This is a genomic window from Ruegeria sp. CDSC081, assembly GCF_059610485.1.
This window is the reverse complement of record NZ_JBXWNS010000012.1, coordinates 1-16,444: the sequence shown is the minus strand read 5'-3', so window position 1 is coordinate 16,444 and position 16,444 is coordinate 1. Positions and strand designations below refer to the sequence as shown.

The 16,444-nt window shown below is 53.4% G+C and carries 16 protein-coding genes; 13 read left to right on the top strand and 3 right to left on the bottom strand.

Annotated elements, in window-relative coordinates; genetic code table 11:
- Window positions 1-1,206: a methionine gamma-lyase gene (locus AC2FH9_RS18375; RefSeq protein ID WP_496750866.1), complete on the bottom strand. Its 1,206-nt coding sequence runs from the start codon at window positions 1,204-1,206 to the stop codon at window positions 1-3.
- Window positions 1,207-1,319: 113 nt separating this feature from the next.
- Here AC2FH9_RS18375 and AC2FH9_RS18370 point away from each other — a divergent pair, with 113 nt between their 5' ends.
- The 5 genes from AC2FH9_RS18370 (at window position 1,320) to AC2FH9_RS18350 (ending at window position 3,531) form a co-directional block, all read left to right on the top strand.
- Complete coding sequence (locus tag AC2FH9_RS18370; RefSeq protein ID WP_281973936.1) at window positions 1,320-1,778, top strand: Lrp/AsnC family transcriptional regulator; 459 nt, start codon at window positions 1,320-1,322, stop codon at window positions 1,776-1,778.
- A 168-nt stretch (window positions 1,779-1,946) separates the two neighbouring features.
- Window positions 1,947-2,390: a MarR family winged helix-turn-helix transcriptional regulator gene (locus AC2FH9_RS18365; protein WP_496750868.1), complete on the top strand. Its 444-nt coding sequence runs from the start codon at window positions 1,947-1,949 to the stop codon at window positions 2,388-2,390.
- A gap of 11 nt (window positions 2,391-2,401) precedes the next feature.
- Window positions 2,402-2,779, top strand: coding sequence for a hypothetical protein (locus tag AC2FH9_RS18360; protein WP_496872512.1), 378 nt, complete (start codon window positions 2,402-2,404; stop codon window positions 2,777-2,779).
- Between the two features lie 30 nt (window positions 2,780-2,809).
- Entirely contained in the window at window positions 2,810-3,124 is a 315-nt protein-coding gene (locus AC2FH9_RS18355) for a monooxygenase (RefSeq protein ID WP_496794399.1), read from the top strand.
- 227 nt (window positions 3,125-3,351) lie between these two features.
- Window positions 3,352-3,531 carry a hypothetical protein gene (locus tag AC2FH9_RS18350; protein WP_058275054.1) on the top strand — a complete coding sequence of 60 codons (180 nt, stop codon included), beginning with the start codon at window positions 3,352-3,354 and terminating at the stop codon, window positions 3,529-3,531.
- A 302-nt stretch (window positions 3,532-3,833) separates the two neighbouring features.
- Here the strand turns inward: AC2FH9_RS18350 and AC2FH9_RS18345 are convergent, their stop codons facing one another.
- Together AC2FH9_RS18345 and AC2FH9_RS18340 are read right to left on the bottom strand one after the other, a co-directional pair.
- Window positions 3,834-4,784, bottom strand: coding sequence for a proline racemase family protein (locus AC2FH9_RS18345; protein WP_496872510.1), 951 nt, complete (start codon window positions 4,782-4,784; stop codon window positions 3,834-3,836).
- A gap of 446 nt (window positions 4,785-5,230) precedes the next feature.
- A complete protein-coding gene (locus AC2FH9_RS18340) occupies window positions 5,231-5,884 on the bottom strand; it encodes a TetR family transcriptional regulator C-terminal domain-containing protein (protein WP_496872507.1) in 654 nt (217 codons plus the stop codon).
- 109 nt (window positions 5,885-5,993) lie between these two features.
- Between AC2FH9_RS18340 and AC2FH9_RS18335 the strand changes: the two genes are divergently transcribed.
- The 8 genes from AC2FH9_RS18335 to AC2FH9_RS18300 all read left to right on the top strand — a co-directional run bounded on the left by AC2FH9_RS18335 (window position 5,994) and on the right by AC2FH9_RS18300 (window position 16,087).
- A complete protein-coding gene (locus AC2FH9_RS18335) occupies window positions 5,994-6,863 on the top strand; it encodes an ABC transporter permease (RefSeq protein WP_496692079.1) in 870 nt (289 codons plus the stop codon).
- Window positions 6,860-7,648 carry an ABC transporter permease gene (locus AC2FH9_RS18330; protein ID WP_496690593.1) on the top strand — a complete coding sequence of 263 codons (789 nt, stop codon included), beginning with the start codon at window positions 6,860-6,862 and terminating at the stop codon, window positions 7,646-7,648. The genes AC2FH9_RS18335 and AC2FH9_RS18330 overlap by 4 nt, the downstream gene beginning before the upstream one ends.
- A complete protein-coding gene (locus AC2FH9_RS18325) occupies window positions 7,645-8,742 on the top strand; it encodes an ABC transporter ATP-binding protein (RefSeq protein WP_496750876.1) in 1,098 nt (365 codons plus the stop codon). The genes AC2FH9_RS18330 and AC2FH9_RS18325 overlap by 4 nt, the downstream gene beginning before the upstream one ends.
- Window positions 8,743-8,759: 17 nt before the next feature.
- Window positions 8,760-9,821 carry an ABC transporter substrate-binding protein gene (locus tag AC2FH9_RS18320; protein ID WP_496750878.1) on the top strand — a complete coding sequence of 354 codons (1,062 nt, stop codon included), beginning with the start codon at window positions 8,760-8,762 and terminating at the stop codon, window positions 9,819-9,821.
- Between the two features lie 61 nt (window positions 9,822-9,882).
- Window positions 9,883-11,943: an oxidoreductase gene (locus AC2FH9_RS18315; RefSeq protein WP_496872589.1), complete on the top strand. Its 2,061-nt coding sequence runs from the start codon at window positions 9,883-9,885 to the stop codon at window positions 11,941-11,943.
- Window positions 11,943-13,175 carry an aromatic ring-hydroxylating oxygenase subunit alpha gene (locus tag AC2FH9_RS18310; RefSeq protein WP_496698525.1) on the top strand — a complete coding sequence of 411 codons (1,233 nt, stop codon included), beginning with the start codon at window positions 11,943-11,945 and terminating at the stop codon, window positions 13,173-13,175. Before AC2FH9_RS18315 ends, AC2FH9_RS18310 begins: the two co-directional genes overlap by 1 nt.
- Window positions 13,168-14,730, top strand: a complete 1,563-nt coding sequence (locus AC2FH9_RS18305) for a trimethylamine methyltransferase family protein (protein ID WP_271952679.1) — start codon at window positions 13,168-13,170, stop codon at window positions 14,728-14,730. The genes AC2FH9_RS18310 and AC2FH9_RS18305 overlap by 8 nt, the downstream gene beginning before the upstream one ends.
- Window positions 14,723-16,087 carry an aminotransferase gene (locus tag AC2FH9_RS18300; RefSeq protein WP_496872504.1) on the top strand — a complete coding sequence of 455 codons (1,365 nt, stop codon included), beginning with the start codon at window positions 14,723-14,725 and terminating at the stop codon, window positions 16,085-16,087. Before AC2FH9_RS18305 ends, AC2FH9_RS18300 begins: the two co-directional genes overlap by 8 nt.
- Window positions 16,088-16,444: the final 357 nt, after the last annotated feature.

Genomic DNA, 16,444 nt, shown 5'->3' with positions numbered 1-16,444 from the left:
TTAAGCTGCGCTGCGGACAGGGGGTCTTGGCAAGGCTTGTTCGAGATCGTGGATCACGTCGTCGATCCCCTCCAGGCCAATGGACAATCGCACCAGCCCATCGCTGATGCCGTGTGCGGTGCGTTCTTCAGGCGTATAGGTCGAATGGGTCATGCTGGCCGGGTGCTGCACCAGTGTTTCAGCATCTCCCAATGATACGGCGCGGGTGATCATTTGCAGTCTGTTCATCATCGCGCGCCCTGCTTCCAGCCCGCCATCCAGTTCAAATGCAATCATGCCGCCGAATTTGGACATCTGCCGCTGCGCGACATCATGCTGCTCGAAACTGCTCAGTCCCGGATACCAGACCTTTCGCACACCGGCGGATTGCTCCAGATATTCGGCGATGGTCGCAGCGCTGCTGCAATGCCGATCCATGCGCAATTCCAGTGTCTTGAGGCCGCGCAGTATGAGCATCGCGTTAAACGGGGCCATGACCGCGCCGGTCATATCTTTCATCCCATAGAGGCGGATTTCAGTCACCAGCTCGGCCGATCCGGCCAGCAACCCTGCAACAACATCTCCGTGACCGCCTAGATATTTCGTCGCCGAGTGCAGAACGATATCTGCGCCATGTTTGATTGGCTGGGTCAGATAGGGCGTGGCATAGGTATTATCCACCACCACGTAGGCGCCGTTGGCATGGGCAATGGCTGATACAGACTGGATATCTACAAGGCGCATATTCGGATTGGCGGGTGTTTCAAAATAGACCACCTTGGTTTTTCCGCTGATCGCCTCTGTCAGGTTTTCCGGCTCCGTCAGATCCACATGGGTCACTGTCACACCGAATTTTGCCAGCCCGTGCCGCATGAAGGAAAATGTGCAGCCATAGAGCGTCTTGTCGAGAATGACCTCATCCCCCGGGGCAAGAAGAGTCCACATCGTTGCAGTGATCGCCCCCATCCCCGAGGCCAGGGCCAATCCTGCCTCGGCCCCCTCAAGCACCGCGATGCGTTGCTCCAGCAAATCGCAAGTCGGGTTCGAGATGCGCGAATAAACATGCCCTGCCTGCTCGCCCGCGAACATCGCACCGCCTGCTTCCGCGGTTTCGAAAGCGAATGTCGAGGTCAGATGCAGCGGAGGCGTCAACGCTCCTTCGTTTTCCATCGGGTTATAGCCATGGTGAATGGCAAGAGTGGAGAAGCTGTCGGGGCGGTTGCGCATTGGGTGACTCCTTGATTTTCAAGAAGCAGAGTATGACGACACGAGTGGCAAAATATTCCAAAAATGTCTTATACTACCTCGTTTGTAGCAGTATATGCTAATCTATGAAAAAAATAGACCGTAAAGACCAACAGATCATTCGAGCGTTGCAGCGCAATGGCCGAATGACGAATCAAGACCTGGCAGCAGAGGTGAACTTGTCACCTTCGCCCTGTCTGAGGCGGCTGAAGCTGCTCGAGCAAAATGGAATCATCACCGGCTATAGCGCCAACATAGACGCCGAGGCTTACGGGTTGCCGGTAACGGTATTCGTTCACGTCAAACTGGAAAGCCATACTGAAGCGACAGTAAAGAAATTCGAAGCAGCCATTGCGCGGATTGACCAGGTACTGGAGTGTTTCGTTATGACCGGCTCATCGGATTACCTGCTTCGTGTGGTCGTGGCTGATCTTTCAGATTACGAAAAATTCGTTCGCAGAAAGCTGCATCCTCTTGGAGGTATTGCCTCCATGGACAGCAGCTTTGTCTACGGAGTTGTCAAGAAGACAAATGTATTTCCAGTGACAGAGTAACGTTGCTTGATGAACTGAGATGAAATGATTGCGGACATTAGCGCAGATGCAGCGAAAGCTCGCTTTATGCGTCATTCCAACAAATGCTGCACATCGAGCGAATGAGTGGATTAGGTCATTCTATGGGGAGTACTTGAATTTATCCCTAACTAGGGATACGTGCGCAACATGAGACATAAAAATCAAGCCCGAGAAAACCAAACCCTGGTGCTGGCCCTGCTACGCAGTCAGCAATTATTCATGCGCGCTATGGTGTCTGCGTTTCGTTCGGCGGGCCTTACAGCGCCACAATGGGACGCGCTGGAAACGCTTAGCAACAAGGGTCCGCTGTCAATCAACGATCTGATGCGGCTGACACTGTCTACATCCGGCAACCTGGATGTGGTTGTCAAAAACCTGGTTCAAGCCGGATGGGTGGAAAAGAGTGTCGATGAAACCGACAGACGGGGGCGTGTTCTGTTACTGACCGCAGCCGGGCGCCAAAAAGTGGCCGAATTCCTGCCACTCCACAATCAAGCTCTGGAACAGATTTTTGGTGGTCTCAGCGTGCAGGACAAACGCCAGACGATCAAGACACTCAACCAACTCCGAAAAAAACTGCCTCAACCTTAGAAAGTCGTAACATGCCTAACAAAACACTCCTGACCGCGCATGGCGTGATTTACATGTTGTTCGCACTCGCGCTGTTCTTTGCCCCGGCCATCCTCTGGCCGAACTACGGCCTGCAATTAAACGACCAATACGCTGTGTTCCTGTCACAGCATAACTCGATATTTCTGGGCGGCATCGGGATCATCAGCTTTCTGTTTCGGGACATTGAACATGGCAGTGAAGCTGCAATCGCCATTCTCACTGGATTGATGTGGACCAATCTACTTGGCGTCATCATCACGCTTTACGCCTGCCTGACAGGGGTTTTCACCGGGTTTGGCTGGTCTGACCCCATCTTCTTCGCCTTGCTTGCGGTCCTATGCTTCTTCCAACTCGGGAAAAACCGCTGAACTTTCCCAAACTCACAAAGGAAACTAAACATGAGTACACTGAAAGTCTGGGATCTGCATATGACCTATGAAGGTCCGATCACAGAAGAATTTCTCGCCGGCACCGAGCAACTTGCAAAGAGTATCGCGGAGGAGCCGGGAATAATCTGGAAGATTTGGACTGTCGAAAATGGAACCAATCACTATGGGTCCACATACCTGTTTCGGAACCGCGAATATCTGGAAAGCTATAAAAGTATGCATCTGAAGCGCCTGGAAGCGATAGGGATCACAGTGACCGCCGACCATGTTTTCGACATTATGGAGGAGGTCAGTCGCATCAACAGAGCCCCACTTGAAGGCTGACGAGCAATAACGGACATTGGCACGCTCAACGTTGATGTCCGGTTCGGTCCGCTATCCGGAATTGCAAAGTTTGGTCTTGATTGTCCGCTTTGGGCTGGGTCTGTCATTTGTAGCGTTTGGTATCACCGCTTCTTCACTAAGATACTCGTGATTTTGCTTGAGCTGGCGTCAACACGACCACCTTGCTTTATGACAGATCAGACACATTGATAAGGTAGACGAAAACCATGGCAGAACGATTTGAGCGTCACCGTCAAGCTTGGACACAAGAGGAAATTCAAAAATTGCACCTACTGGTGTCAAAGGGGATGGGCTTGAAGGCCATTGCCAAAGCTCTCACGCGCTCTGAGGAATCGACCAAGAGCAGAGCGAAGCTTGACAAAATAAAGATCAAGAAAGCACGCTGATTTTGGTGCCTTTAGTGTACTCCTGTCGTTCTTTACTGCCACGACCAATGTCCGATTTGGGCTGATTGAGCTAAAAAACCCAGATTTTAGTGAAGATGGGCGAAAAACTTGCCCGCAGAAGGCCTTTCCGAATATTCGTCGGGGGTCGGCCCAATACTCTCGTCGGCAATGTCCGAAGCTTTCAGTGGCCCTACCAGGCACTGGGTTGCAATTAAGGCGCCACAACGGGTTCTGGCAGAATGGAATTCAGTTGCTCGGTTTGTTAGGGTTCTGCACCCAAACACCCAGTTTAAAAAGCTGCCTTACGGATTAGCGTAGTAAAAAGAAGGAAAGCTATGCCTTGCAACGATCCTAACTTCTGCTGATACAGTGGCGAATTGACCGACAACTTGGCATTCAAAAATTCCGCCCGGTGCTTCGATTGTCACGGACCTGCCGGGAGATATTGACCCGTTGCCCTCGCACGCCACCACAACTGACAATGCGCCTGTCCCCCCAGCCGAATTTGCCAGTTCTCCCTTTTCAGAGGCCCAGACAGTTTTAATATGGTTCTTCCCTGATTTCGAACTGAACATGACCAAGTATTTACCGTAGCTGCCGCCAATACCAAAATTGGACATCGGAAATTGTTTACTAGCCGCCCCGCTTAACTCAATTGCAGCGTTGGTCAATTTTTGGCGCTCACTAAGCGAAATACCTAGATAGTCTGCATCGACAACCAAATACGGCAACCCGGCATCGACTAGAGAAACTGGAATGTTTCCACTTAGAGGAAGATTCAATATTTGATTATTAATCAATAGCTTGGGCTTGACAGTAAACCACTTGGCATGTGTCATAACGCTATCTGTTCGGGTTACTTGTACTTCCATGACACCATTTGCTGTTTCCAAAGCAACAACTTGTTGATCTTTGGCTAATGCTTGACGCTTCGCGCTCGCAATTATGGTGGCTGCAGCCATGAGTGCGGTTCCGGCATATGGTGCGTATGCAAACTGAGAGGCTAGAAAAAGTGCCCCATCGGCACCTTGCTCAAAGGGCGGATAGAGTAGGCAAGAGTTGATGAGGTGGTTTCCATTTGGTGGGAGGTTCAAAAAACCCCGAAACTGTTCGTGATCCGAACGAAGCTCCAGCAAGGCGCCAGCCACGTTCCTAGAAACTAGTTTAGGAAGACCAGAAACTGCCACTCGAAGAATATCTCCAGCGAGATCAACATCTATCGCATCCGTTTGTCCCTGGTGTTTATTAGGCATTGTTCGGCGTCCTGGATATCGTGTGCTACCTTGTAGCTTCTGGCTGCAAACATCCATGCTTGCTTTCAGCTGATGGTGTATTGGACTGAGTCTGTGTGAATACTCTGTTTGATGTATGCTTTTCGGCAAAGGCTGGAGGCATGAATGTCGAGATTTCTCGTAAGCGCCAAACGAAGTCAGTCGTTGCTATTCCCGACCGGCTTGAAGATTGGACCGACGGGTGCTTAGCCACACCACGACGTCTATCATGCTGAAAAACCTCACTTTGTTGCGCATCTCGGACTACAAAGTTTAATTGTGAAAGTCCGCTAATAGCGCACAGCGGACGTCGAGATTTTTCAATAGCTAGGTGGATGCTACTTTGACGCTAGAGGCCTCACCAATACCAGTAGTTGCTTTCCAGGAAGAGGCATTGTTTCCATCTCAAACCTGAGCGTCGTGAAGGCTCACAACTTGAATTTTCCTGGAAAAAGTCCGCCTAAAAATCTTCGAATAAGTTCAGCAGAGCGTCGTCGCGAAAAAACCTGCATATCGGTAAGGTAATTTACCCACATACCTTCCAGTAAGGCCAACGTTCCGCTAGTGGCATCATTCACCAAGTTCGGATCATGTCCGTTTTGTTGGGCTATCTCCGTGAACGCACGCCGCAAAGTCTCGACAAGTTTGGGATCCTGAGTGCTGCTGTATCGGGCAATACCTGGGTGTGAGCTCGCGATGCCTCGGAATGCATGCCAGATTTTCGTACTTCGTGGATTGAGCAAAGCTTCGGACAGATCCGCCTCGATCACAGCCATCACTCGCTCTTCGGGCGATGCATCCGAGCCCAGATCGGTCATTCTGTCCATCTCGGCATAATACTCGGTACTGAAATGCTGGGCCGCTGCGGTCAGCAAATTGTCCTTCCCCCCGAAATGCAAGTGGATCATTCCGCGCGACAGACCTGAGCGCTCGCAAATGCGACTGACCGAGGTATCGGTGACTCCGATATCAGCAATAGTATCCAGTGTCGCCTTTATCAGAAGCTGCCTGTTGGCCTCTGGATCGCGCTTCGAGCTACGCTTTCTTCCTTTAGGATCTGTCACTCTATTCAATGATTCCATCAGCTTAGGGTCTTCTCATATGGGTGGCTCACAGGAAGATTGACACGAAAGGCCTTTCTGGCGCAACATTAAATGGACGATCGTCCATTAGAGACTCGTAAGTACCGAGATGGGAGATAGGGTGATTTTTCGTAGCGAAGCGTCCCGGGGTTATACCCTCAGCGCACCAGCCACGGCTTACGTGGGCTTTCTGGTGGCGGCGCCTTTGGTGATCCTGATCGCCTATTCATTCTGGACCCAAACCTACGTAACGCTCGACAAGACGCCGACGCTGAAAAACTATAGCGACGCGTTTGCTGATCCGCTGGTTCGACACTTAATGCTAAGGTCGATCTGGATTGCCGGAGCAGTTACGGTAGTCACTGTCGCACTGGCCTATCCGATCGCGTACTTCATCGCGATGAAGGCCCGGAAAAAGACCATCTGGCTTCTACTCATCACCATTCCGTTCTGGTCCAGCTATCTGCTGCGCGTATTTGCCTGGAAACTCATCCTTGGGTTCAACGGGGTGATGAATTCTGCACTGCTGATGCTTGGTCTGATCGACGAACCGCTCGACTTCTTGCTCTATAATGAATTCGCCGTCGTGCTGACACTTGCGCACGCCTGGGCACCTTTTGCGATCCTGCCAATCTATGTCTCGTTACAGAAGATCGATCCAAGTCTGTTGGAGGCCGCCACCGACCTCGGCAACAGTCCTTTGCAACGCTTCATGCGGGTGACACTGCCGTTGACCATCCCAGGGATCATTGCTGCTTGCCTGATCATCTTCATTCCGACTGTCGGTGACTACGTGACTCCAGCGCTGGTCGGCGGATCGGACGGGAAGATGATCGCCAATCTTATTCAGGTGCAGTTCGGGGCCGCCAACAACTGGCCTCTCGGCGCCACACTTTCGCTGATTGCGATGCTGTCGGTCGGCTTCGTCGCCATCGTGTTTGTCATTACCGCCACCCAGCTTGGGAGGAGGATCAGATGAAGCGCCCCTCGACCCTGACAGCCTATGCTTTCCTGTATTTGGTTTTTCTGTACCTGCCGGTTCTGTTCCTACCTTTGTTCTCGTTCAACAGCGGTACTATCGTTGCCTTTCCGATCAAGGGCTGGACGCTGGACTGGTATCGGAAGTTGGGCGAACAGGATACATTGATCCAGGCCCTTTGGAATTCGCTTGGTGTTGGCACGGTCGTCGCACTTCTATCCACCGCCATGGGGCTGTTCGCTGCGCGTGCCTTTGTTCGATACCGTTTTCGGGGCCAGCGCGCCGCTGAAGGACTGGTAATGCTGCCTCTGGTCATACCTGGCATTATCGTGGCCTCGTCAATGCTGGTCCTGTTTCTGTTTCTCGGTCTCAAGCCATCTCTGCTGACCGTTGTTCTGGGCCATACGTTCCTTGCCTTGCCATTTTCCGTTTCGATCCTGAAGTCTGCCTTTGATGACTTCGACGCGTCGCTGGAAGAGGCATCTTACGATCTGGGCGTCGGCGTGTTCGAAACCTTCCGCCGCGTGACGCTGCCGGTCGTTTCCCCCGGTATCGTAGCCAGCATGCTGGTCACTTTTACGGTTAGCTTCGATGAGTTCGTCCTGGCCTTTTTCCTGTCAGGCAACCAGCCAACCCTGCCGGTCTATATCTGGAGCCAGATCCGTTTCCCCGCCAAGCTTCCAAACGTTTTGGCTTTGGGTTCTATCCTGCTGCTAACCTCGGTTCTGCTTTTGGTGCTGGCCGAGTACTTCCGCCGCCGCTCATCCGCATCAGAGGTCCGATGACAGACAGAAACATCATAGAACTCAGGGGCGTCGAAAAGCGCTATGGCACATTCCTGGCGGCCAGCGGGATTGATCTCGATCTCAAAGAGGGCGAGTTTTTTTCACTCCTCGGCCCCTCGGGATGCGGCAAGACTACGGTATTGCGGATGATCGCGGGCTTCCAGGAACCGACCGAGGGTACCGTGCTGATCGACGGCCAGGATATGGAGGGTGTCCCGGCCAACAACCGTCCAACGAACATGGTATTTCAGAGCTACGCCATCTTCCCGCACCTGAACGTCGGGAACAACGTGGCCTATGGCTTGCGGGGCAAGGCGCCCAAGGCCGAGATCGAACAGCGCGTAGCCGAGGCCCTGGAAATGGTCGAGCTGGGCGGTCTTCAGGATCGCGGCGCAAGTGAATTGTCGGGTGGGCAGCGGCAAAGGGTGGCGCTTGCCCGCGCGCTTATCATGCGGCCCAAAGTGTTATTGTTGGATGAGCCCTTGTCAGCACTCGACAAGAAGTTGCGCGAGCAGATGCAGTTTGAAATGCGCAATCTGCAGCAGTCGCTTGGCATCACCTTTGTGATGGTCACCCACGACCAATATGAGGCAATGACGATGTCCGACCGTATTGGTGTGATGTTCGACGGACGGCTCAAGCAGGTGGATACACCAACCACGCTTTATGCCCGTCCCTGTGATCAGCAAGTCGCCAGTTTCATTGGTGAGATGAACATACTGCCTGCCCAGATGTTGGGAGAAACCGGCGATATATTGTCGATCGATGCGGCTGCTTTCGGGCGGATTGAGATTGAGAGAAACCCCAACGTTGCGACCAGTGCAAAAGATATGAACATCGGTATTCGGCCGGAACAATTGGAAATCGCTGCTGAAAAGCCAGAAGACTATCCATCAACGGTTCAAGGCACTGTCAGCAACGTCGCCTTCTATGGCGAGAACATTCACTATCACATTCAGGTTGCGGGAGCCGAAAAGCCAATCTCGGTCTCGGTTCCCAACTACTTTCACACGGTCGATTTCAAACGCGGCGACGCAGTTTGGCTGGGGCTTCAGGGGGCAAGCGTGATCGATCTAGGTACAGACACAAAGTAAAATAGTGGGAGGAAAAAATGAGAGTTCAGGGAATTGCGGCCTTCGCATGTGCGACGGCGATAAGTACGGGAAGTGCCATAGCAGGTGGCGCTGATCTAACGGTTTTTGACTGGTCGGGATATGAAGACCCCGGGTTCTTTGCCAGCTACATGGAAAAATACGGGGATGAGGCGCCAAGCTATTCCTATTTCGGAAGTCAGGAGGAAGCCTTTACGAAACTGAGTTCGGGTTTCACGGCTGATCTGGCGCATCCTTGTTCTGACGCGGTCCGGAAATGGGTCGCAGCCGACCTGATCCAGCCGCTCGATAAAAGCAAGCTGACCAATTGGGCCGATGTTTTACCTGAGATTAAGGAAGTCGACGCCATCGTCCTAGACGGCAAGCTTTACATGTTGCCGTTCGAGTGGGGGAACACGGGCCTTATCTATCGCACCGACAAAATCTCAGGCGATGATATCTCGCTGCAAATGCTGGCGGACCCGGCCTATGCAGGCAAGATCGCCGTCCCGGATGCCGCGTCATCCGCATATGCCTTGGCAGCGCTGGCCACTGGAAATGCTGACGATTACACCAACCTGAGCGATGAGCAGTTCAAGGAAGCGTCCGATTTCCTGCGCTCAATCCACCCAAACATGCGCTTTTACTGGTCCGATGCAGGTCAGTTTGATCAGGCCATGACCAGCGGTGAGATCGAAATGGGTTGGGCCTGGAACCAGTCCGAACTGAACCTGATCTGGAACGAAGTGCCTGCCGCCATGATGCGTGACGTCGACAAAGGTATCGCGACTTGGGCGTGTGGCTACGTGCATCTGAAGTCTTCCACGACACCGGTCGATCAGGTCTATGATCTGTTGAACGCGCTCACTGATCCTGCAAGCGGCCAATACATCATCGACAACTGGGGCTACCCGCATTCCAACGCAAAAGCCTTCGAAGTTGCCGATCAAGCCAATATCGAAGCCTATGGTTTTGCCGATCCGAAAAGCTTCTTCGAAAGCAGTTTGTTCTTTGACGCGGTGAACCCCGAGTTGGAGGCAAAAATGCTGGCAGAATTTGAACGGATCAAAGCCGGATTCTAACACAACCATATTTCCGGGGCCTTCGGGCTCCGGAACCCAAATATAGGAAAAACGCGTGATTATGTCGGACGCGAACCCATACGCTCTGCTCTTCGAACCTGTCCAGATCGGGCCCGTCACAGCCAGAAACCGCTTTTATCAGGTGCCGCATTGCACCGGGCTGGGGCACCTTAGGCCACGGGCGGATGCTGCCGTCCGCGGAATGAAGGCTGAAGGTGGTTGGGCAGTGGTCTCCAATCAGGAGACCGAGATACACCCGACCTCGGACTTGTCCCCCTATGCCGAGGGGCGATTGTGGGATGGGCGCGATGTGCCTGCGTTGCGGCTGATGACAGATGCAGTACATGCACATGGTGCGCTGGCGGCCATCCAGCTGGTACATAATGGCAATCATGCGCAAAACCTGCTGACCCGCGCTCCGGTTCTTGCTCCGTCCGAGATGTCCGTTGATATGACGCATCCCAAGCAGGCGCAGGCCATGGATAAGGCCGATATCCGGGAATTCCGCCGCTGGCATCGCGAGGCCGCCCTGCGCGCGAAAGATGCCGGATTTGACATCATTTACGTCTATGCCGGACACAACATGACTTTGGCGCAACATTTCATGCTGCCTCATATGAACCAGCGTAGTGATGAATATGGCGGGTCGCTTGAAAATCGCGTGCGCCTGACGCGCGAATTGCTGGAAGATACCCACGAAGCTGTAGGTGACAGCTGCGCTGTGGCGCTCCGCTTTGCGATTGATGAAATGGTGGGCGCCGACGGCATGCAGGCCGCAGAAGAAGGCCGTGCCGTGGTCGAGCTTTTGGCCGATCTTCCTGACCTATGGGATGTGAATGTGGCCGACTGGTCCAATGACAGTGCCACAACCAGATTCCAGCCGGAAGATGGTTATCAGAACGCGTTTCTGTCCCACGTCAAACAGATCACACGGAAACCCGTGGTAGGTGTCGGTCGCCTGACCTCCCCCGATATGATGCTGTCGATGGTCAAGAAAGGTATTGTCGACCTTATCGGAGCGGCGCGACCTTCCATTGCGGACCCGTTCATACCGAATAAGATTGAAGAAGGCAGGATCGACGAAATTCGCGAATGCATCGGCTGCAACATCTGCGTGTCTTCGGACAATCTGGGTATTCCGATCCGCTGTACCCAAAACCCGACCATGGGCGAGGAATGGCGTCGCGGCTGGCACCCTGAGATCATTGCACCGAAAAAAAGCGAGGCGGAAGCACTGGTAATCGGTGGCGGACCCGCGGGTCTTGAGTGTGCCATGCAAATCGCACGGCGCGGCTATCAGGTGACCTTGGCCGAAGCCTCAGCTGAATTTGGTGGACGTGTTGCAAAGGAAAGCAGGCTTCCCGGCCTAGCGGCCTGGTCGCGCGTCGTCGACTATCGCCTGAATGATCTGAAACAGCGCGGCAACGTTCAGTTGTTCACCGACAGCAGACTTGACGGCGATCAGGTGGCAGAGCTTGGCGTCGAACACGTCTTTGTCGCCACCGGCAGCCGTTGGCGTACGGATGGCATGGGGCGAAACACCCAGCGCCGTATGCCTCATATCGAGCAAAGCGCCAGAGTGCTGACACCTGATGATATCATGAACGGCATATTGCCTCCGAATGGCCCGGTGTTGATCTATGATGATGACCATATCTATTTGGCAGGTGTGATTGCAGAAAAACTGGCAGCTGCCGGATATCCGGTGGTCTTTGTCACGCCGGAGAGTTTGGTCTCTGCTTACGCCGTACATACTTTGGAGCAGCCCCGTATTCAGGCTCGTCTGATCGAACTTGGCATAGACATTTACTGCAATCAGGTGCTGACCGCGGTTGAAGGTGACATGGCCCGCATCGGATGTGCCTTTACCGGTCGCGAAGCGAGTATTCCCTGTGCCTCGACAGTTCTGGTTACCGAGCGCCAGCGAGAGACAGCGCTTTACGACAGCTTGCGCGGGGTTGGGTTGAAGACCCTCGAACTTATAGGCGATGCCGCGTCTCCGGGACTGATCGTCGACGCTGTCTTCGCAGGCCACCGCGCGGCCCGCGATTTTGAACGCCCAAAGGCAGAAGCAGACAAGGATTGGTTTCGCCGCGAGATAGTCGATTTGGAGGAAACGTGATGAACAGCCGACCGTTTGAGTTAGATGTTTTGATGGCCTCGCACCAGCACGGCCACGCTTTGCCGCGCGGATTCTATACCTCGCAAGACATCTATGACTATGACATCGCCCAGGTCTGGAACCGTAACTGGCTTTGGGCAGGGCATGTCAGCCAAATCCCAAACCCCGGAGACTATTTCCTGTTCGACTATGGCCCGGAGAGCATCATTATTGTTCGCGACCGCGAAGGCGAAGTTCGCGCTCATTTGAACGTCTGTCGCCATCGTGGATCTCGCGTCTGCACTGAACAGTCCGGCAACGCCCGTGTTCTTGTTTGCCCCTATCACGCCTGGACATATGAGCTATCGGGAAAACTTCGTGCAGGCCACAATATGGGGGAACACTTTGACCCGTCCAAATTCGGGCTCTTTCCCGTTCAGGTGAGTGTCTTCAAAGGCCTGATCTTTGTCTGTACCGATGTAAACACACCATCGCTTGATCCTGTCCTCAGCCAGCTTTCGCCACTCGTCGAACCCTATGGCTTTGACGATCTGAAAGTTGCGCATACGGCGTCATTTCCCGTTCCAGCGAATTGGAAACTGGCGGTTGAGAACTATCTTGAATGCTACCACTGCGGACCAGCACACAAAGAATACTCTCGCTCTCATAGCCTGAAATCGCCACAAGACATGGCTGGCTTGGTCGAGCCGCTAAATGCAAGGGCTGTAGAAGTCGGGCTGGCACCTGATGAATTGGCGCTTGTTGGCGAGGCTGCGCCCACCCCATTCACCAGCGGGTATTATCGGCGCTACCCGCTTTACCAAGGTTACAAAACCGGCAGCAAATCGGGTGAGGCACTTGCGCCATTGCTTGGAACGCTGAAAGGCTTCGACGGTGGCGCAACTGACTTTGATATTGGCCCATTGAATTGGTTCCTGATCTATTCGGATCACCTGGTGGGCTACCGCTTTATTCCACGTGGTCTACAAGAAACCGACATTCAGGTGGTCTGGTTGGTTAACGCTGATGCCGAAGAAGGCCAAGATTACAACAAGGAAGACCTGACCTGGCTTTGGCATGTCACATCTTTGGATGACGAACGCATCATTCGGCACAACCAGTCCGGCGTTAATTCTCAATACTTCCAACCGGGGCCCTTGGGCGAAATGGAAACCTCGATCCAGGATTTTTACGATTTCTATTTTGCCATGATCCGCTCGGAACCAGAACAAAGGATGGCCGGTAATGGCTGAGGTAAAATCACGCCGTCGCGGAGGTGGTGGGCGCGCCGCGCGCATAAAGGTTCAACAGGCGACCACGGGCAATGAGGCCGTGCGTGGGGGATTAAGTGGCGGCCGCTATAAGCCGCTTACCCCAACAGATATGGAGAACATCCATCAAGCGGCTCTGACCGTTCTGGAAAAAACCGGTATTACCGACCATTTCCCGGAATTACTTGATCTGGTGCTGCCCAAGGGCGCGGTGATGAATGATCTAAATCGGCTGTGCTTCCCCCGCGCACTGATGGAAGACATCCTGGCTGGTGCTGCCAAGGAGTTTTACGTCTATGCCCGCGGAGAGCGTGAAGGCAAAGACGACATGCATTGCTCGGCGGAGAGCGTCTATTTCGCCAACTCCGGCACCGCCGTGACCACCTTCGATTCCGAAACTAAATCTTATCGCCCTTCGATCCTGCGCGATGTCTATGATTTCACCCGTCTGGTGGACCGTTTGGACAACATCCATATGCTGGGCGACACGGTTTTGGCCACCGATGTGACTGATGATTTCGCTCATGACATGAACACCATTTATGCCATGCTCGCAGGCAGCCAAAAACCTGCCTGTCTGACCTTTCGCGACCGCAGCCATATTCCGCATGCCATCCGCATGTTTGATTTTGCTCAAGGTGGCGAAGGGGCTTTCATGAAAAAGCCAAGCGTCATATTTGGCGGCTGCCCTATGGTTTCCCCCTTGCGGGTCGGCAAGGAAAACATGGAAATCCTGATTGATACCGCCAAGCTAGGCCTGACGGTTGATCTGGCGGTGCCTCCTCAGGCCGGGGCGACAGCCCCTGCGACGCTTGCGGGAACATTGGTGCAAACCGTGGCCGAAACGCTGGCCTGCGTTGCCATCGTAAACCTCATCACACCGGGCTGTCCGGTCTGCTTTGCCGCCTGGCCCTTCATCACTGACCTGCGCAGCGGGTCGTTCACCGGCGGCAGTGGCGAACAGGCTCTGATCGGGGCCGCAGCCATTCAGATGGGTAACTTTTATGGCCTTCCAACCTCTGTCGGCGCAGGCATGACCGATGCCAAGATACCCGACGCGCAATACGGGTTGGAAAAGGCACTAACCTTCACGCTTGCCGCTCATGCCGGTGCCAATCGTTTGTGCGAGTTCGGGGGTATGATCGGTAGCCTGATGGGATGCAGTTTTGAAAGCATGGTCATCGATGACGAAGCGGGCGGTATGATCCTGCGGTCGTTGCGCGGGATTGAAGTCACGGATGAAACCATGGCGGTGGATGTGATCCATCAGTGTGCCATCGACCCTGGTCATTTTCTCGGCAACCCGCACACACTGAGCTATATGAACAGCGAATTCGTCTACCCACGGCTCATGGATCGTGAGCGCACGGACACATGGGAAAACGAAGGCAAAACTGATCTTCTGGACCGCGCCCGTGACAAGGCCAATTCCATTCTCGACAGCCATTTCCCCAACTACTTCGGCGCCTCAGACGCTCAGGTTCGCGAAGAATTCCCAATTGTGATGAGCACAGAAAGCATGGCCCGCCGTGGATAACTCTAACGTCAAGCAATGGGATAACGATCACTTCCTGCACCCGTGGGAAGGGATGGCAACATTGGGCGAAAACGACCGCACTTTTATCGAAGGTGCCAGCGGCATTCATGTGGTGAACGAAAAAGGCGAACGCTTGATCGACGGACCGGGAGGCATGTGGTGCACTCAGATCGGTTATGGTCGAGGGGAGATGGCCGAGGCCATGGCTGAGCAAGCTCGGAACCTTGCCTATTTCTCGCCCTTTAACAATTCCAACTCGACTGCCGCGCGGTTCGCGTGCGAAATCGCCAAACGTGCGCCAGGCGATTTGAATAATGTCTTTTTTACCACCGGCGGTTCCACTGCAGTTGATACGGCCATCCGGTTTGTCCATTTCCGCAACAACCTCTTGGGACGCCCCGAGAAAAAGAAAATCATTTCACGGCAAAAAGCTTATCATGGAAGTACTTATCTGGCGGCCAGCATCAGTGGAAAAGAGCGTGACAGACTTTGGCTCGACAAGGCGGATGACCTCGCACATTTCCTGCCAGACGTGAATCCGCTTTACCGTAAGTCGGGTCAAAGCGATGAGAGCTTTCTGAAAGAGAAAGTTTCGGACCTGGAAAACGCCATTGTGACGCTGGGCCCAGAAAATGTTGCCGCGTTTATCGCCGAACCGGTTCTGGCATCTGGCGGCGTGATCGTGCCGCCAAAGGGATATCACGAAAGCTGCATAAACATCTGCAGGAAGTATGATGTTCTATACATTTCCGACGAAGTAGTGACGGCTTTCGGGCGATTGGGCCATTGGTTCGCGTCTGAGGCAGTTTTTGGCATTCTGCCAGACATAATCACCTGTGCCAAAGGAATGACATCTGGGTATGCACCGATGGGCGCCGCGATTATCTCGGATAGATTGATCGCCGATGTTGCAGGGAAAGATGCTACCTTCTCAAATGGCTACACCTATTCTGGCCACCCGGTCAGCGCGGCCGCTGGTCTGAAAAGTATGGAAATTATTGAACGGGAAAAGCTTCTCGAACACGTTCGAAGGGTCACTCCGATTTTTCAGGATCAGCTACAGCAGTTGGGTCAGATTGACATCGTTACCGATGTGCGCGGCATGGGGTTGATGGGATGCGTTCAGTGCTCAGTCGATGGTGATCCCCAGAGCGATCTGGGGTGCGACTACGAGATTGGTAGCCAGATCGATATCGAATGCCAGAAACGTGGGTTATTGGTTCGACCTGTGATCAACATGTGTGTTCTTTCACCGCCCCTAATCATTAGCGAAAGTGAAATTGAGCAAATGTTTGCTGTCTTGCGAAAAGGGCTTGAAGCGACAAGTGCGTGGCTCAGCGGGATTAGAGGCCAATGAATTGCTTGCGCTATTGTTGCGAAAGCCCGGAGGCCGCCATTTCAGCGTATTGTCGTATGCTCCACGATCTCCGCCAAAACCGTTCGGCCTTGGCGGTTTTGAAGAAGGTTTTGACAGCGACGGTTTCCTACGGGTTGGCATTATCTATTACGGGTCTGTCACAGTGTTTTTCTCGTACTGCTTGCTTCCACGGTGCTTCCAGTTGTGATGGCGCAACGCAAAAGCCCGCTCGGGCACGGTGTGTAATATATTGATATTGTGTAGTGATTTTGGTTGCGGAAGTAGGATTTGAACCTTTGGCCTTCAGGTTATGAGCCTGACGAGGTGAAGACGTTAAGCAATTGATCCAGTGGATCA